14 protein-coding genes are annotated in these 16,851 nt (G+C 62.7%); 10 read left to right on the forward strand and 4 right to left on the reverse strand.

The genetic code is table 11. The features are described 5' to 3' along the window. The first annotated feature begins 19 nt into the window (after positions 1–19). Together L4X63_RS18390 and L4X63_RS18395 are read left to right on the forward strand one after the other, a co-directional pair. Positions 20–1,024 carry a peptidylprolyl isomerase gene (locus L4X63_RS18390; protein WP_250680109.1) on the forward strand — a complete coding sequence of 335 codons (1,005 nt, stop codon included), beginning with the start codon at positions 20–22 and terminating at the stop codon, positions 1,022–1,024. A 92-nt stretch (positions 1,025–1,116) separates the two neighbouring features. After that, entirely contained in the window at positions 1,117–1,344 is a 228-nt protein-coding gene (locus tag L4X63_RS18395) for a hypothetical protein (RefSeq protein ID WP_250680110.1), read from the forward strand. Here L4X63_RS18395 and selB read toward each other — a convergent pair. Both selB and L4X63_RS18405 read right to left on the reverse strand, forming a co-directional pair. Continuing rightward, on the reverse strand, positions 1,301–3,211 hold the full coding sequence (selB, locus tag L4X63_RS18400; RefSeq protein WP_250680111.1) for a selenocysteine-specific translation elongation factor: 1,911 nt from the start codon (positions 3,209–3,211) through the stop codon (positions 1,301–1,303). The genes L4X63_RS18395 and selB overlap by 44 nt on opposite strands. A gap of 40 nt (positions 3,212–3,251) precedes the next feature. Beyond that, positions 3,252–4,745, reverse strand: coding sequence for a sigma-54-dependent transcriptional regulator (locus L4X63_RS18405; protein ID WP_250680112.1), 1,494 nt, complete (start codon positions 4,743–4,745; stop codon positions 3,252–3,254). Positions 4,746–5,354: 609 nt separating this feature from the next. Between L4X63_RS18405 and L4X63_RS18410 the strand changes: the two genes are divergently transcribed. The 5 genes from L4X63_RS18410 to L4X63_RS18430 all read left to right on the forward strand — a co-directional run bounded on the left by L4X63_RS18410 (position 5,355) and on the right by L4X63_RS18430 (position 10,891). After that, positions 5,355–6,968, forward strand: a complete 1,614-nt coding sequence (locus L4X63_RS18410; RefSeq protein ID WP_250680113.1) for a PAS domain-containing sensor histidine kinase — start codon at positions 5,355–5,357, stop codon at positions 6,966–6,968. A gap of 605 nt (positions 6,969–7,573) precedes the next feature. Further along, entirely contained in the window at positions 7,574–8,683 is a 1,110-nt protein-coding gene (locus L4X63_RS18415; protein WP_250680114.1) for a M20/M25/M40 family metallo-hydrolase, read from the forward strand. A gap of 167 nt (positions 8,684–8,850) precedes the next feature. After that, positions 8,851–9,441 (forward strand): chromate transporter, encoded by a 591-nt coding sequence (locus tag L4X63_RS18420; RefSeq protein WP_250680115.1) that lies wholly within the window; start codon positions 8,851–8,853, stop codon positions 9,439–9,441. Positions 9,442–9,454: 13 nt separating this feature from the next. Then, positions 9,455–10,603: a MalY/PatB family protein gene (locus L4X63_RS18425; protein ID WP_250680116.1), complete on the forward strand. Its 1,149-nt coding sequence runs from the start codon at positions 9,455–9,457 to the stop codon at positions 10,601–10,603. Positions 10,604–10,723: 120 nt separating this feature from the next. Further along, positions 10,724–10,891, forward strand: a complete 168-nt coding sequence (locus L4X63_RS18430; protein ID WP_250680117.1) for a hypothetical protein — start codon at positions 10,724–10,726, stop codon at positions 10,889–10,891. A gap of 32 nt (positions 10,892–10,923) precedes the next feature. Here L4X63_RS18430 and L4X63_RS18435 read toward each other — a convergent pair whose 3' ends face one another. Then, entirely contained in the window at positions 10,924–11,283 is a 360-nt protein-coding gene (locus tag L4X63_RS18435; protein ID WP_250680118.1) for a response regulator, read from the reverse strand. 13 nt (positions 11,284–11,296) lie between these two features. Further along, a complete protein-coding gene (locus tag L4X63_RS18440) occupies positions 11,297–11,632 on the reverse strand; it encodes a hypothetical protein (RefSeq protein ID WP_250680119.1) in 336 nt (111 codons plus the stop codon). Between the two features lie 363 nt (positions 11,633–11,995). On the opposite strand from L4X63_RS18440, the gene macA reads away from it, so the two are divergent. From macA to L4X63_RS18455, 3 genes are read left to right on the forward strand one after another with little or no spacing between them, the layout of a single operon-like run. Beyond that, positions 11,996–13,186, forward strand: a complete 1,191-nt coding sequence (gene macA, locus L4X63_RS18445) for a macrolide transporter subunit MacA (protein WP_250680120.1) — start codon at positions 11,996–11,998, stop codon at positions 13,184–13,186. Then, the gene (locus tag L4X63_RS18450) at positions 13,186–15,177 is read left to right on the forward strand and encodes a MacB family efflux pump subunit (protein WP_250680121.1); all 1,992 of its coding nucleotides are present in this window, start codon (positions 13,186–13,188) and stop codon (positions 15,175–15,177) included. The genes macA and L4X63_RS18450 overlap by 1 nt, the downstream gene beginning before the upstream one ends. Before the next feature lies 1 nt (position 15,178). Then, positions 15,179–16,579 (forward strand): efflux transporter outer membrane subunit, encoded by a 1,401-nt coding sequence (locus L4X63_RS18455; protein ID WP_250680122.1) that lies wholly within the window; start codon positions 15,179–15,181, stop codon positions 16,577–16,579. Positions 16,580–16,851: the final 272 nt, after the last annotated feature.

A 16,851-nucleotide genomic window follows, 5' to 3' on the forward strand; every position in this document is an offset into this window, starting at 1 on the left:
CAACCTGGAGGATACTGTGATGAAATTGGCAAGATACGCGAAAAAGGTGATGGCGGTAACCGTTGCGGCGATGACGCTGGCCGGCTGCTCGGTGGCGGCAAGTAACGTGGCTCCCTCCAATCCCGGGTTCGCTTCGGCCGGCTTGGCCAAGGCGGTCGCCCGGGTGAACGGGACCGAGATCACCGCCCTCGAGCTGAAAAGAGCGGAGCAGATCCTGCTGGCCAACAAGCCGGGGATGCAGGTTCCCCCCCTTCTTCAGAAGGATTTCCGGCAGCAGGCCTTGAACCAGCTGATCAGCACCGAGCTCCTCTTCCAGGCGAGCCAGAAGCTCAAGATCGACGACCTCGACCACCAGGCCGAGCTGAAGCTGGCCCAGGTCAAGGCGGGTTTCCGCGACCCCGCGCAGTACAGCCGGGAGCTCGAGAAGATCGGCATGGACGAGCGGGCCTTCCTGACCTCCATCCGGCGGGACCTCTCCATCGCCTATTTCGTCAACACCGAGATCGCTTCCAAGGTCACCGTCACCGACGGCGAGATCGACAAGTTCTACCAGGACAATCCCGACAAGTTCAAAGGGGAAGAGCGGGTGAGGGCGAGCCACATCCTGGTGGCGGTCGACGCCAAGATGAGTGACGAGGAGAAAAAGGCCGCCCGGCAAAAGGCCGGGATGCTCCGGGAGCGGGTAGTCAAGGGTGAGGATTTCGCCAAGGTGGCCCAGGAATTCTCCGCCTGCCCGAGCTCCAAGCAGGGAGGGGATTTGGGCTATTTCGGCAAGGGGAGGATGGACCCGGTTTTCGAGAAGGCCGCCTTCGCCCTCACGCCCGTTGCGGTGAGCGAGGTGGTGGAGAGCCGCTACGGCTTCCACGTGATCAAACTCGTGGAGAAAAAGGCGGCGCAGCCGATCTCGCTTGCCCAGGCGCGCGAGAGTATCCGCAGCTACCTGCGGACCAAGAAGATCAACGATGCCAACGAGAAGTTCGTGGGTGATGCGAGAAAGGCCGCCAAGATAGACGTCATGCTGTGATGGTAAAGGAAGGTAGGGTCTCCCCTCCGCTTGGGTCTCGGGCCTAAGCGGAGGGGGGGATCTTTGCGGGAAACGGCGGAGGAGGGCCGGATATGGAACAAAGAATGGAAAAAAAGGTAATGAGCTCGAACTGCCTGACCTACATCGCGCTGCTGGCGGCCCTCAACTTCGGGATCCTTCTGTACGCCTCCCGGACGGTGGCACACTACCTCACCATCGACACCGCCATGGAGCGGGTGGCCCTGGAGGCCAAACCCGCCTACGACCCGACCCTGGCTACCCCCTGCGCAGTACCCGCTTGTCACCGCTCCGGATGGTGAGTCTCTCCTGATCGAAGTATTCCAGTAGCGGAATCATGAACTTCCGCGACAGTCCCGTAAATTCCCTGAACTCGGGCGGGGTGATCTCCCCGTGTTCCCTGAGGTAGCCGGTCAGCCTGCTGCGGATGTCGGCCAACGGCGCCGGCGCGTAGTAAAGATCGCTCCTCACCTTCACCACCCTTCCTTCCCGGATGAGGTGGTTCAGGTGCTCGTAGAGCTCCTTTTCGCGGCAGCTCAGGCGCTCGCAGAGCTCCTTGACCGCCGGCGGCTCCATGGCCGAGTCTATAAGGGCGGTCTCGAGCTCGCGCTGGAACTCCGCCTGGTCGCGGCTCACCTCGGCGCTTCTCCCCGGCAGCCGGACGAGATCGCGGTCCGAGACGGCCAGCCCCTCCTTCTCCATGCTGGCGAGCAGCGGCCCGAAGAAGCGCGGATCGCTCCTTTTCGGGATGCGGGACTTGAGCTCCTCCTTCCCGATCCCCTCCTGCATGGCGTTCTCCCTGAGGAAGGTGACGAGCTCGTGGGAGAGCTTCTCCTTGAGCTGGTCGAACGAGGCGCGCCCGAGGAAGATGCGGGGCTCCTTGACCATCTGCACGATGGCCCCGGAGGTGAGCAGGGGAGGGAGGAGGGTGTCGAGCTTGCGGGCCGAGAGCCCGCTGCGGCTCATGAGCTCCTCCAGGGAAACCCCCGACAAGAGCGAGGATTCCACCATCAGCCGGATGCGGTCCTGGTCGCACCCTGCTTCCACCGCCTCTAAAAGCATGAGCGCCTCGGTCGAGCGGCGGCGGCGCCGCGGCGGGGCCGGGTCGAGCACGGCGCCCCCACCCAGGGTCGCCTGGGGGGAGAAGGTCCGCAGCACGAACGGGTCCCCCGGGAGCAGGAGCACGGGGCGGGCGAGCCTTAACTGCGCGTAGCAGCTCTCTCCGGGCTCAAGGGCGCTCCGGTCGAAGAGGATCACTTGGGCGGCTACCTCGTAGGTGGCCGAGTGGAGTCTCAGGGTGGAGCGGTGTACCAGCTCGCGCGGCGCCGAAGGGAGGTGGTTGAGCTTGACGTCCACGGCGCGGGTAGGGCGGTACACGCCGCGCGGGGTGACCACGTCTCCGGGAGAGACCTCGGTATGCTCCACCCCCTGCAGATTGACCGCCAGCCGCTCGCCACCGCCCCCACGCTCCACCTTGCTCCCGAAGGACTGCACGCCGCGGACGCGGCAGGAGAGCCCGCCGGGAAGGAGCTCCACCTCGTCCCCCACCGATACCTGCCCGCTCAAAAGGGTCCCGGTCACCACGGTCCCGAAACCGGTCACCGTGAAGACCCGGTCCACCGGGAGGCGGAAGGCGGCGTCGCCCCGCTTTTGCACCGTCTCGGCGGCCGCGAGCTTCAGCTCGTTCTTCAAGAGCTCCAGCCCTTCGCCGGTGCGGGAGGAGACAGGAATGACGGGAGCGCCGTCCAGGAAGCTTCCCCCCAGGTACTCCCTGATCTCCTCGGCCACCAGGTCGAGCCATTCCTTCTCCACCAGGTCGCACTTGGTCAGCACCACCAGCCCCCGCTTGACCCCGAGGAGGTTGCAGATCTCCAGGTGCTCGCGGGTCTGGGGCATCACCCCCTCGTCGGCCGCGATCACCAGGAGGACCAGGTCCATCCCTCCTACTCCGGCCACCATGGTGCGCACGAAGCGCTCATGCCCGGGGACGTCCACGATGCCGAAGCGGACCTCGCCGGGGAATTCGAGGTGGGCGAAACCGAGCTCGATGGTGATCCCGCGGGCCTTTTCCTCCTTGAGACGGTCGGTGTCGACCCCGGTCAGTGCCTTGACCAGCGAGGTCTTGCCGTGGTCGATATGGCCGGCGGTGCCTAAGATGAGATGCTTCATGACGCTCCTTTTGGTGCCACAGGGCGGGGACCGGCAGCCCTCACCGCCAGTGGTAATACTCCGGCTGCGGCTCTTCCTCGCCAGGCTCCTCGCTGGGGAGGGGAAGTCCGTCCCCCTCTTCCCGTCCCGATTCGGAGAAGCCGAACTTCTTCATCCGGTACCGCAGGGTGTCCCTGCTGGTCTTCAGGAACTTGGCCGCCTTGGTCTGGTTTCCTCCCGATTTCTTCAGCGCCAGCTGGATGAGCTGCTTTTCCAGCTCCTCGAGGGAGATGCCGTTGGCGGGGAGGACGATGTGCTCGCCGTTCTCGTCGGTCCTGATGGCCGCCGCGCCGCTGTTACTCTTTTGTTCGCTCCCCCACCGGCTGATTTCGGGGGGGAGGTGTTCCACCGGAAGAATCTTCTCCTGCCCGAGCATCATCAGCCGCTCGATGCAGTTTCTGAGCTCACGCACGTTCCCCGGCCAGTCGTAGCGGGAGAGTTGCTCGAGGGTCTCCGGCGCCGCGCCCAGCACGTTTCTTCCGTACTCCTCGTTGAGGCTCTCGACGAAGTACTGGACCAGGGCCCCGATGTCCTCCTTGCGCTCACGTAGCGAGGGGAGGGCGATGTGCATCACGTTGAGCCGGAAGAAGAGGTCCCCCCTGAACTTTCCTTCCTTCACCATGGTGGGGAGGTTCTGATGGGTAGCGGTGATGATCCTGACGTTGGCCTCGACGTCCTCCTGTCCCCCCAGCCGGCGGAACCTTTTGGTCTCCACCGCCTTGAGGATCTTGGCCTGCATGGCGAAGGGCATGTCCCCGATCTCGTCGAGGAAGACGGAGCCCCCCTCCGCCATCTCGAAGACCCCCTTGTGGAGCTTGGAGGCGTCGGTGAAGGCCCCCTTTTCGTGGCCGAAGAGCTCGTTTTCCAGGAGGTTCTCCGGGATGGATGCGCAGTTTATCTCGATGAAGGGGGCGTCGGCCCGGGCGCTGTGGTAGTGGATGGCTTTCGCCACCAGCTCCTTGCCGGTGCCGCTCTCCCCGGTGATCAGCACGGTCTTGGCGTCGGTGTCCGCGCAGATCTTGATCATCTTGAAGACCTCGATCATCTTCTGGCTGTTGCCGACCAGCTTGTCGTGCTCCGATTTTTTCCGCAGTTCCCGGCGGAAGTAGTCGACCTCCTTGCGGAGCCTCCGCTTTTCGAAGGCCCGGTGGACCACGTGTTTGATCGCCTCGATGTTGAACGGCTTGCCGAAGAAGTCCTCCGCCCCGTCCTGCAGCGCCTTGACCGCGGAGTCCGCGTTGGCGTAGGCGGTGATCATGATGACGTAGAGGTCCTCGTTGGCCTTCTTGAATCTTTTGAGGAGCTCAAGGCCGTCCAGGTCGGGAAGGCAGATGTCCAGAAGGACCAGCTCGGGCCGGAACGATGAGAACTTGGCCAGGGCCTCGTGCCCCGAGGCGGCGGTTTCCACGTCGAAACCTTCCTTCTTGAGCATGGCCGCCAGGGACCACGCGATCAGCTTTTCGTCGTCAACTACGAGGACGCGGTTTTTACTCATCGATTTGTCCTTCCTCGCTATCGGTTCCGCCGTTGGCACTCATTGCATTGGCAGATATGCATACATGGATCTCAAAGCCTGTGACTTTCCCTGCCCAGGCTCCGTCATGGCCCCGGCTGGTCAGACTGGTCAGACTGGTCAGACTGGTGGGGGCAATTCCCCCAGTGGTGGGTCATATCACCCACTCGGGCCGTGCCTACCGTTCAGACTGGGGATTTTTACCCAAACCGCCTCGCCGGCACCCTAGATGGGGCAAATCGCGCAGAAATTCCCCTGAAAGCTGGTCAAAAGACCACCTGCGGCTGGTCGGCCGCTCCCGGGCCTGCGGCCATTGCATTCAAAAATACTTATATATTCGGACCCTTGAAGGAGTGGGCCTCGAAGAGCTGGTTCGCGGCCAGCTCCCCTAAAATACAACGGTTTATTCATGAGCATAATCTGTGCCGATTGTAGCCTGCCTGTAATCTGTATACATGCGCGGCGGGGGGAGGCTCGGGAGGAATTTGATTTGGCAGGGTTAATGCACCGCCAAACGGACGCGGCTGTATCTCCCGTGAGGAAGAGGCCGGCCCATGCCGCCTCGCCGCAGACCTGATCGGAGTATGTTCCATGCCTGAAACCCACAATTACCAGCTTCTTATAGCTTCCGAGGACGCAGACATTCCCGCCACCGAGGTGATAGATCGCGGGTTCCCCCTTCTTGACCTGCTGGAAAACGCCAACGACCTGATCCAGAGCGTGGACGAGCACGGATCGTTTCTCTTCGTCAACCGCGCCTGGAAGGAGGCGATGGGCTACAGCGACGAGGAGATCGCCCGGCTGAGGGTGTTCGACGTCATCAGCCCGGCCTGCCGGGACCACTGCTCGTTGCTCTTCCAGGAGATCATCCAGGGGAGGAGTGTGCGGCGTGTCGACGTCCAGTTCACCGCCAAGGACGGGAAGGTGGTGGAGCTCGAGGGGAGCATCAACTGCAGCAAGACTGAGGGGAGACCTGCCATCACCCGCGGGATCTTCCGGGACGTGACCGACCGCAAGATCATGGAGCGTGAGCTTCAGCAGAGCGAGGACCGCTACCGCAAGCTCTTCCAGCACGCCCCCGATGCCATCGTCGTCCATTGCGACGGCACCTTCATCGATCTCAACGACGAGGCCTGCCGCCTGTTTGCCATCGATTCCCCCGGCCAGGTGATCGGAACCCCGATCGTGCCCTGGATTCACCCCGATTCGAGGGAGTCCGTCGCCAGCAGGATCCGGTTGAGCCAGGAGACGGGCGAGACCTCGTCCCTCCGGGAGGCCACGGTGGTCCGCCGGGACGGGAGCACGGTCGACGTCGAGGCGACCGGTACCATCATCATGTTCCAGGGGAGATCCGCCTCGCAGGTCATTCTGCGCGACATCACCGAGCGCAAGCTGGCCGAAGCGAAGAGAGCCGAGTGGAACGCCCTGCTGGAAAGAAAGGTCGAGGAGAAGACCCGCCACCTCAAGGAGGCCCAGACCAAGCTCATCCAGTCCGAGAAGATGGCCACCCTCGGCGAGGTCATCTTCGGCGCCGCCCACGAGCTCAACAACCCGCTGGCGGGCATCCTGGGGGCCATCCAGGTATTGCGCAAGTCCGCGCTCTCCCAGCCGATCGTCGACGAGCTGATGGAAGGGGTTGACGTCCTGGAGGACATCGAAAACGCGGCCCTGCGCTGCCAGAAGATCGTCGACGACCTGACCCGGTTCTCCACCCAGGCACGCTGCAACTTCAGTCAGATGGACCTCAACCAGGTCCTCCGCGACACCCTCGATGTCATGGAAGAGCAGTTCTCCGAGATGAGCATCCAGGTCCAGTGGAACACCGACGCGAGGCTTCCGCTCATCGACGGCGATTTCGTGAAGCTCCTCGAGGTCTTCGTGAACCTCCTGCAAAACGCCCGCAGCGCCCTTTCCCACCGGGGCACCCTCGAGATCGCCACCCGCGTCATCAAGAAGTACCACGAGGCGCCCCAGGTAGCGGTCAGCATCCGGGACAACGGCTGCGGCATTCCCGCCCACAACCTGAAGAAGATCTTCGATCCCTTCTTCACCACCAAGCCGGTCGGAAAGGGACCCGGACTGGGACTCACCGTCTGCTATGGGATCATCAAGCGGCACGGCGGGGAGATCGAGGTCAAGAGCGCAGTCGGCAAGGGGACCGAGGTCACGGTCATTCTTCCGCTCTGCCAACCGAAAACGGGGTGATGGTCCCTCCTGTCCATCATCCCGCCGAGGGCTGCGCTTTCCGCGCAGCCCTCTTTTTTTGTCCGGCGCTTCGAGTTAAACCCTCGCCCCTGCAGTGAAGTGAAGAATAGCAGCGTTGTCAGCTGGCGTCCGACCGCAGTCGGCTGGCGTCTGACCGTTGTCGGCTGGCGTCTGACTGCAGTCGACTGGCGTCTGACCGTTGTCGGCTGGCGTCTGACTTCAGTCAGCTGGCGTCTGACTGCAGTCGGCTGGCGTCTGACTGCAGTCGGCTGGCGTCTGACTGCAGTCGGCTGGCGTCTGACGACGTGCATAACACCGTACAATCATTGACGGTTTAGATGTCGAGTCGCATGCACTCTTGTCACGCGCCAGCTGACAGCTGTCAAACGCCAGCTGACAGCTGTCAAACACGGGGTGATCGCTGGCAAACGAAGGGGGAGCTGGAGCATTATCGGAGGACTGCCGATGGGACCTGAATCTCTCTTCGGGGATGGCGCGAGAAAGGCAAAAGAGGCTGCCGGAGCTGCCACTGCATCTAGTCAACTCCTCCGGAATATGGTATTGCATCTGTCTGACGCTGCAACCCCGGCGCAAAAGGAGATTGCATGGTCGATGAACGACGTCTGGTGACGACCTTCCTGGAGCTTTGCTCGGTCGACTCCGAGCCTTGCCGGGAGCGGCTGATGGCCGATCACCTGATCGCTCTGCTGAAGAAGCTCGGTTTCGAGGTGGTCGAGGATGATGCAGGCGGGAAAACCGGCGGCAACGCGGGTAACCTGACCGCGCGCCTGGCGGGTAACGAAGACCTGGCTCCGGTCCTGTTCTGCTGCCACATGGACCGCGTGGTCCCCGGGATGGGGGTAAAACCTCGCCGGGAGGGGGATCTCCTGGTCGGCGACGGCACCACCGTGCTCGGTGCCGACGACGCCTCGGGTCTCGCCGCCATCCTCGAAGCCGTGGCGGTGCTGACGGCTCGCGGTGGTGACCATCCCCCCATCGAGCTCGTCTTCACCGTCGCCGAAGAGCTCTCCCTTCTTGGCTCAGGCGTTTACGACCTAAGCCGCCTCTCCGCTCCCTACTGCTTCGTCCTCGATGCCTCGGGCTCGGTCGGGGAGATCGTCCTCCGGGCTCCCGAGCATGTCAAATTCCGCGCGGTCTTCCACGGTTGTAAGGCCCACGCCGGTTTCGTTCCCGAGCAGGGGATCTCCGCCATCCAGATGGCCGCTGCCGCCATCGGCCGGATGGAGCTTTTGCGGATCGATGTCGATACCACCGCCAACATCGGGAGCATCTCCGCAAGCGGTCCCACCAACATCGTTCCCGACCGTTGCGAAATCCTGGGCGAGGCGAGATCGGTCGACCGTGGGAAGCTCGAACGCCATCTGAAGCGATTGACCGGCGCCATGGAGCAAGCCGCCTCCGAGTTCGGGGGAAAGGTAGAAATCACCCTCACCACCTGTTACAAGACCTACACCCATTCCGAAGAGGCCCCCGTAGTCCAAAGAGCCGCCCGGGCAGCTGCCGCCTTAGGCGTACCCGTTGTTTTCAAAGCGACCGGAGGTGGCTCCGACGCCAATATCTTCAACGACCGCGGCCTTCCCACCGTGGTCTTGAGCTGTGGCTATCAAAAGGCCCACACCACCGAAGAGTCGCTTCCCGTCGATCAACTGGTCCGGCTTGCGCAATGGACGCTGGCCATCATCGAGGACCGCTGATTCAAAGCGGCCTTTGTGACTTTGTCCCCAACTCCGGCCCTGACGAGCGAACCGCTCGCTTTCTCTCCTTCCTCGGCACTTGAGGAAAGGTATTCACGTACCCCTGTCCGCTGTCCCTCCCTTGCAAGGGGAAGAGCAGGCCGGACCATGGTGGTGGAGGCAGTAATATGCTTCTTTGGAAAATCTTCGTACTCTACACCCGTGTCGCCCTGTTTTCCTGGGGGGGCGGCCCCGCTTCGCTGGCGCTGATGCAGCGCGAGACCACTGCAGCCCTCTGGATCCCGCCCGGGGGCGCCCATCCGGTCCCCTGGTGTACGCCGCTGGAGTTTTCCGATGCCGTCGCGGTAGGGAACGCGCTTCCCGGCCCCATCGCGCCCCAGGTTTCCGCCTACATCGGCTACAAGCTTGCCGGCCTCCCCGGCGCCGTTGCCGCCGCCCTCGGAACCGTCCTGCCGACTACCTTGCTGATGCTGGTCATGGTCATCTACTTCTTCAAGATCAAGGACAGCGGCGTGGTCAAATCGATGCTCAAGGCGGTCCGCCCCGTGGTCGTCGGGCTCTTGCTCTGGACCGCCTACGACATGGCCTACAGCGTGTTCGGCACCAAGAGCTGCGGCTGGGGGAGCGCGATACCTCAAGGATGGGACAAGCTCGCCTTCATGCTGGTCAGCTTCGCCATCCTGACCTTCACCAACATCAATCCCGCCTTTGTCATCTTCGGTGCCGCCTGTGTCGGCGGCATCGTGTACCGGGGCTAGCAGGAGTTAAGCGATGAGCACGAACAGCACCTTCGATTTCGACACCGTCATTGACCGGAGCAACACCGGCAGCGAAAAGTGGGACAAGTACCTCGGCCGCGACATCATCCCGCTCTGGGTTGCCGACATGGACTTCCGCTCTCCTCCCGCCGTCATCGAAGCCTTGCACAAGCGCGTGGAGCATGGTGTCTTCGGCTACAGCTATCCCGATAACTCGCTGGTGGAGGCCGTGCGGGGAGCCCTGAAAAGGGATTACGACTGGGAAATTGAAGAGGAGTGGATCGTCTGGCTTCCCGGGCTGGTCTGCGGGCTGAACGTACTCTGCCGGGCGATCGGCGAGCCGGGGGACGAGGTGGTGACCCTGATTCCGGTTTACCCGCCGTTCATGTCGGCGCCGGTGTTGACCGGGCGCACGGCGATCAAGGTGCCGCTGGTCCTGGAAGAGGGGAGGTGGGTAACCGATTTCGAGGCGCTGGAGCAGGCCATTACCCCGGCCACCAAGCTCCTTCTCCTGTGCAACCCGCATAACCCGGTCGGCCGTGCCTGGACCCGGGAGGAACTTCTGCGTTTCGCCGATGTGGCGCAGCGTCACGGGCTGGTGATCGGCAGCGACGACATCCATTCCGAGCTCATCCTCGATGACGTTCGCCACCTTCCCATCGCCTCGCTCTCCCCGGAGATCGCCGAGCGGACCATCACCCTGCTCGCGCCGAGCAAGACCTACAACGTTCCGGGGCTCGGCTGCTCCTTTGCCGTGATCTCCAATCCGCAGCTTCGCCGTCAATTCCGCCAGGCGATGGGGCGGCTGGTGCCGCATGTCAATACCCTGGGGTATACCGCCGCCGAGGCCGCCTATCGCGATGGAGCCGGGTGGCGGGCGGCGCTCCTCGACTATCTGCGGGGGAATCGTGACCTGGTTGAAGCCGAGGTGGCCGCGATGCCGGCCCTCAAGATCACCCATGTGGAGGCCACCTACCTGGCCTGGATCGATGCGAGAGAATTGGGCGTGGAGAACCCGGGGCGTTTCTTCGAGGAAGCCGGTGTCGGCCTCTCCGACGGCGCCGATTTCGGCGCCCCCGGTTTTGTCAGGCTCAACTTCGGCTGTTCGAGGAAGCTTTTGAGTAAAGCGCTGGCGAGGATGAGGCAGGCCTTGCCAGGGTGACCGCTATCTCCGCGGTCCCTACCGTCCTGTTGTCCCATCAGATTCTTCCCGGGTTGACCACCCCGGCCCCGGATGGTAAAACTTTCCCTTGAGCATTCAGCTGCCTTGGAGGCCCCCCTTTTGACACGAGACCTGATCGAAGACTGGAAGAACCTGCAAACTGCCGTCGAGGTGCATGATCGCGCCCCCCTCGTCGGCTCCCTGTTCGTCAAAATCTTGGTGGCCGCCGGATACTCCAACAGCGAGATCCGCCTGGTCGCCTCCACCATCTCCACCTACGTCGAATAGCCGCCCCGGGACCTTTCCCGAGGCGGCTACCGTTACTGCAAATCCCTCAACAACCTCCTGATCCTGTTCGCCTGACACGGTTTTTGCCACAGCTCGCTGATCCCCGCCTCCGTCGCCCTTACCAGCAGTTCCGGTGACACGTCACCCGTCAGCATTACCACATTGAGATCGGGCGCGATCTTCTTCGCCTTTACGGTGAGTTCCAGGCCGTTGGTCCCCGGCATGGACATGTCGGTTATCATCAGCCGGTAGCGGCTCGCCTCCAGCAACCGCAGGGCGTCGTTTGCGCTGACAGCCGTGTCGGCGGTATATTCCATCTGCTCGATGATCGACTTCATGAGGTTGAGGTAGACGGCATCGTCGTCCACCACTAGGATGCTTCTCCTGTCCATTGCGTACCTCCCCTTATTGCGGCGGTCTGGTCTCGTCCGCAACGGGCGGCATGCCGCCGGGGGGATTGCCGCCCCCGTCCTGCGGCGGCCGGTCCGGAACCAGCGCGAGAGCGGAACCGGACCCGAACGCTTTGCAGGTCCCGGTAATGACTTCTCCGTTTCGCCCCTTGGCCTCGGCGCTCGCCCCTTCGGTGAGCCCCACGCAGGCCTCGAACGCCTCTTTGGGCGGCTGCCGGTCCCCCTGAGAGCCTGGTCCCGTGGATCCCCATGCGCAGGTTGCCGCTAGCGCAACGACGATCGTTCCTGCCGTTACGATTGCCTCTCTCTTCGAGTACACCCGTCTTTTCATCTCCCCACCTCCACATTGATTGTTTGAAAAACCGGCTCCGTCCCATGCCTGTTTCACTCTTTGACCGACGGTTGGTGACATAGTAGATGCGCCCGGCGTTAAGTTGGATAAAGAGATGTAGGAATAGGTTAAGTAATGCCTGACCGCCGCCTTACCCTTCTTTACAAAACTTGACTCCTTTCTTCACACTCGATTCCCTATACTCCGGTTCAAGCGAATGAGGGCGAGCTCTCTTCCTCGGCAATGTCTCCCGGCAGCTATCCGCTTATCTCTCAACCGCAAACGTAACCCCCCTCCAGTAAGTTCTCCCCTCCCTTTCCAGGGAGGGGAGGGGTGAGGATGGGGGCAGGGAGTTTCGAACCCATGTCATCCAAAAAAGTAATTGCCGCCGCCGTCGCCCTGCTTGCCCTGACCGGCGCCGGAGTTGCCGCGGCCAAGGTCTGGCTCGCCAAGCCCAAAACCACCTACGTCACCGCAGAGGCAGTGAAGACGGATCTCGAAGAAAGCGTGCTGGCCACGGGCACCCTGAAGGCCTACAAGACGGTGGCCGTCGGCGCCCAGGTTTCCGGCCAGTTGAAGACCCTCCACGTCGCGCTTGGCGATCTGGTGAAGAAAGGGCAGCTCCTTGCCGAGATAGACCCGGTGCTCCAGGAAAACACGCTGAAAGACGCCGAGGCACAGGTCGATAACCTCCGGGCCCAGAAGCGCTCCAAGGAGGCGATGCTGAAGCAGTACCGGCTCTCGTTCCAGCGTCAGCAAGAGATGGCCGCCAAGGACGCCGCCTCCCGCGCGGACCTGGAAAGCGCGCAGGCCCAGATGGAGAGCACGCGCTACGACATCGCCTCCCTCGATGCCCAGATCAAGAAGGCGGTCATCGCGGTCGATACCGCGCGGGCGAACCTCGGCTACACCCGCATCACCGCCCCCATGGACGGAGTGGTCATCTCCATCGACACCGAGCAGGGACAGACCGTGGTATCCACCCAATCGGCCACCACCATCCTGACCCTGGCCGACCTCGATACCATGACCATCAAGGCGAAGGTATCCGAGGCCGACGTCACCAGGATCCGTCCCGGTCTTCCCACCTATTTCACCCTGCTGGGCGACAGCGACCATCGCTACTACGGAACCCTGCGCGCCATCGAGCCCGGACCGGTCTCCAGCTCAACCTCCTCCACCGCCAGCAGCTCCTCTACCTCGGGAAGCAGTTCCGCCATCTACTACTACGCTCTTTTCGAGGTTCCCAATCGCGACCATCGCCTGCGGGTCTCCATGACGGCGCAAGTGGCGGTGGTCCTGAACCAGGCGCGCCAGGCGCTCTGTATTCCGCTCTCCGCGCTCGGCGACAAGAAGGACGGCCGCTGCACCGTGAAAGTCCTGAAAGGGGAATCGGTCGAACGCCGCAGCATCCGCACCGGGATCACCGACAACGTCCAGATCCAGGTCGTGGAAGGACTTGCCCCCGGCGAGAAGGTGGTGGTCGGCGACAGCAGCATGGTCCCCGCCACCACCACCTCGCAGCAGATGGGGCCGCCTCCCGGGAGGCATTGATGGAAGACGAAGCGTTACTCGAGTTGAGCGGAGTAGGACGGCGTTTCGTGACCGGCGGTCAGGAGATCAGCGTGCTCAAAGGGATCGACCTCACCCTGCGTGCCGGCGAGATGGTGGCCATCGTCGGCGCGTCCGGTTCCGGGAAATCGACCCTGATGAACATCCTCGGTTGCCTCGACCGCCCCAGCGAAGGGAGTTACCGGATCGCCGGCCGGGAGACCGCGGACCTGACTGGCGAAGAGCTCGCGAGGCTTCGGCGCGAACATTTCGGATTCATCTTTCAGCGCTACCACCTGATGCCGCACCTGAACGCCGTTCAAAACGCCGAGATCCCGGCGGTCTATTCCGGCATCTCCAAGGAAAAGCGCCGGGCCCGGGCCCGCGAGATCCTCGAGCGGCTGGGGCTTGGCGACCGTTGCCACCATCGCCCCAACCAGTTATCCGGCGGGCAGCAGCAACGGGTGAGCATCGCCCGCGCCCTCATGAACGGCGGCGACGTCATCCTGGCCGACGAGCCGACCGGAGCGCTGGACAGTAAGAGCGGCAAAGAGATGATGGAAGTCCTCCACGAGTTGCACCGCCGCGGCCACACCATCATCCTGGTGACCCACGACCTGGAAGTTGCCCGCCACGCCGAGCGGATCGTGGAGATCAAGGACGGCGAGATCGTCCGCGACGAGCCGAACCTGTCCACGTTCCTGCTCACCCCACTTGGCGCCGAGACCTCATTGTCCTCTCGCTCCATTGGGGGAGAGGGTGCCCGAAGGGCGGGTGAGGGAGGTTTATTGTTCGCCGCCTGGAGCCGTTTCGCCGAAGCCTTCAAGATGGCCCTGATCGCCATGGCATCCCACCGGATGCGGACGCTTTTAACCATGCTGGGGATCGTGATCGGCATCACCTCCGTCGTCTCGGTGGTGGCCTTGGGGCAGGGGGCCCGGCAGAAGGTCATCAACGACATCTCCGCCATGGGGACCAACGTGATCGACATCAACCCCGGCAAGGACTGGGGAGACGAGGACGCCTCAGCCATCGAGACCCTGGTTCCAGCCGATCTGGAAGCGCTCAAGGGGCAGGTCTACGTCGACAGCGCGACCCCTTCTGTCAGCGGTTCCCAACTCCTTCGCTACCGTAACCTCACCGCCAGCGCCTCGGTGAACGGGGTAGGGGAGCAGTACTTCCGGGTGCGGGGCTACGAGATGGCCAAGGGAACCGCGTTCGACGCCGCCGACGAAAACCGGCTCGCGCAGGTGGTCGTCATCGACAAGAACACCGCCGCCAAGTTTTTCAGGAACGAGGAACCGATCGGCAAGGTCATCCTGGTGGGGACGCTCCCCTGCCGGGTGACCGGGGTGACCAAGGAAAAGGAGGGGCCGTTCGGCAACAACCAGAACCTGGAGGTCTGGATACCGTACAGCGCGGCCATGAGCAGGCTTCTAGGGCAGCAGTATCTCAACTCCATCACCGTCCGGGTGCGCGACGGCGTCTCCAATCAGATCGCCGAGCAGAGCATAATCACGCTCCTCAAACAGCGCCACGGCCGGAAGGATTTCTACACCAATTCAAGCGACAGCATCATGAAGACCGTCACCAAGACCACCCAAACGCTGGCCATGATGATCTCGGCCATTGCCGTCATCTCGCTGGTGGTGGGAGGGATCGGGGTGATGAACATCATGCTGGTCTCGGTGACCGAGAGGACGCACGAGATAGGGATCAGGATGGCGGTGGGAGCCCGCCAGGAGGATATCATGCAGCAGTTTTTGATAGAGTCGGTGCTGGTCTGCCTGATCGGCGGGATGATCGGGATCGGACTCTCCTGGGGAGTGGGGGGGATCTTCTCCATGGTCGTCTCCAGCTTCTCCATGAAGTTTTCGGTGGCCTCCGTCGTCTCCGCCTTCCTCTGTTCGACGCTGATCGGCGTCCTCTTCGGCTTTCTCCCCGCGCGTAACGCGGCGCGTCTCGACCCGATCGAAGCGCTGGCGAGGGAATAACATGACAAGGAAACGGACGGTAACGGTAATCTCCCGCATCCTTCTCCTGGCTGCCCTGTCGTTGATCTTTACCGGCTGTGCAGGCATCTTGCCCCGAGGCCTGTATGCGGCACCGAAAGTCGATCTCCCGGAAACGTGGCAACAGGGAAAGGCCATCACCAGCGGTTCGGCGGTCGCCAAGGGTGAGACGTGGTGGAATAACTTCCAGGATCCTGCCTTGAGCAGTCTGATCGAGCGGGCACTCTCCAGCAACAACGACTTGGCCGCCGCGGCCATCAAGGTACGACGGGCCCAGCTCAACGCAGCTCTCACCGGCACCAACCTCACCCCTTCGGTTGCCGTTTCCGCCGCCACTACCTTGCAGAAGGACCTCACACGGGGCACCACGGTCAAAAGCTCGGGCGTGACGGGCACCGTGAGCTACGAGCTCGACCTTTGGGGTAAGCTATCCTCGGCCCGTGACGTAAGCCGGTTCGAGGCGCAGGCCACAGAATCCGACCGCCGCGCCACCGCGCTTGCCCTGATCGGGACGGTGGCGACCGACTACTGGCAGATCGCCTACCTGAACGAGAGGATAGCGACGGCGGGCGAGAGCATCGCCTATGCCGAAAAGGTTCGGGATCTAGTGGCGGTGAAATACGGGGCAGGGGCGGTAACCGCCCAGGATCTTTACCAGGCCAAGCAGACGGTGGCGAGCCAGAATGCGGAGCTGGCGGATCTTCAGCGGCAGCGGACGGAGGCGCGCAATGCGCTGGCCATATTGTTCGATCAGTCTCCCGAGCACGCGGTTGCCGAAAGGGACCGCCTTCCGGGCGGCCAGCTACCCGCCGTGCAGCCCGGGCTTCCGGCGAAGATCCTTGCACGCCGTCCCGACCTCCAGTCCGCCGAGCAGCGTCTCAGGAAGTACCTGGCTGCCATCGACAACACCCGGGCGAGCTACTATCCCTCCTTTTCCCTGACCGGGGCCTTAGGGACGAGTTCGACCACGCTCCTCGATGTGCTTCATAACCCAGTCGCCTCGCTTGGTGCCGGGATCACGCTCCCTTTCATCCAGTGGAACACCATGAAGCTCAACGTGGAGATCTCCCGGACCGATTACCAGGAGGCAGTGGTGAACTTCCGCCAGACTCTGTATCAAGCACTTGCCGATGTGGAGAACGCCCTCGCTGGACGTGAACGTTACGCCGAGGAGGCCACCCAGTTGGAAGAGTCGCTGGTGCTGGCGAAAAAGGCCGAGAGCTTGGCTGAGATTCGTTATCGCTCCGGTGCGACCCAGTTACAGTCCTGGCTCGACACCCAGGAGAGCAGGCGGAGCGCCGAGAAGTCCCTGGCCCTGAACCGCCTCAACCGTCTAAAAAACCAGATGACCCTCTACCAGTCCACCGGCTGCGGCACCGATTAAGAGCAAAGCTGGCTATATAACAGGGACCATATAGAGAAGTGAGACCGCTACCGCCAGCCCAAGGTCCCCCCCTTTGTGAAGGTTCATCGGGGCGTTCCGGGGCATAACAGGTCCCCCTCTTTGCGAAGGGGGGACAGGGGGGATTTGATCTTGCCCAGCAATAACGGACACGAAATTAAGCGGCTTGTCTGGCCTCAAACGCTGCCGGGCTGATGTTGCCATTGGCGCTATGACGGCGGTTACGGTTGTAGTCAACCTCGATGTATTCAAAA

This window comes from Geomonas sp. Red32 (assembly GCF_023652955.1).
Lineage (GTDB): Bacteria > Desulfobacterota > Desulfuromonadia > Geobacterales > Geobacteraceae > Geomonas.

What these genes read in the sequence shown, in the direction of transcription:
- L4X63_RS18390 (WP_250680109.1), top strand. Translation starts at nt 20, where the DNA reads ATGAAATTGGCAAGATACGCGAAAAAGGTGATGGCGGTAACCGTTGCG.
- L4X63_RS18395 (WP_250680110.1), top strand. Translation starts at nt 1,117, where the DNA reads ATGGAACAAAGAATGGAAAAAAAGGTAATGAGCTCGAACTGCCTGACC.
- selB (WP_250680111.1), bottom strand. Translation starts at nt 3,211, where the DNA reads ATGAAGCATCTCATCTTAGGCACCGCCGGCCATATCGACCACGGCAAG.
- L4X63_RS18405 (WP_250680112.1), bottom strand. Translation starts at nt 4,745, where the DNA reads ATGAGTAAAAACCGCGTCCTCGTAGTTGACGACGAAAAGCTGATCGCG.
- L4X63_RS18410 (WP_250680113.1), top strand. Translation starts at nt 5,355, where the DNA reads ATGCCTGAAACCCACAATTACCAGCTTCTTATAGCTTCCGAGGACGCA.
- L4X63_RS18415 (WP_250680114.1), top strand. Translation starts at nt 7,574, where the DNA reads ATGGTCGATGAACGACGTCTGGTGACGACCTTCCTGGAGCTTTGCTCG.
- L4X63_RS18420 (WP_250680115.1), top strand. Translation starts at nt 8,851, where the DNA reads ATGCTTCTTTGGAAAATCTTCGTACTCTACACCCGTGTCGCCCTGTTT.
- L4X63_RS18425 (WP_250680116.1), top strand. Translation starts at nt 9,455, where the DNA reads ATGAGCACGAACAGCACCTTCGATTTCGACACCGTCATTGACCGGAGC.
- L4X63_RS18435 (WP_250680118.1), bottom strand. Translation starts at nt 11,283, where the DNA reads ATGGACAGGAGAAGCATCCTAGTGGTGGACGACGATGCCGTCTACCTC.
- L4X63_RS18440 (WP_250680119.1), bottom strand. Translation starts at nt 11,632, where the DNA reads ATGAAAAGACGGGTGTACTCGAAGAGAGAGGCAATCGTAACGGCAGGA.
- macA (WP_250680120.1), top strand. Translation starts at nt 11,996, where the DNA reads ATGTCATCCAAAAAAGTAATTGCCGCCGCCGTCGCCCTGCTTGCCCTG.
- L4X63_RS18450 (WP_250680121.1), top strand. Translation starts at nt 13,186, where the DNA reads ATGGAAGACGAAGCGTTACTCGAGTTGAGCGGAGTAGGACGGCGTTTC.
- L4X63_RS18455 (WP_250680122.1), top strand. Translation starts at nt 15,179, where the DNA reads ATGACAAGGAAACGGACGGTAACGGTAATCTCCCGCATCCTTCTCCTG.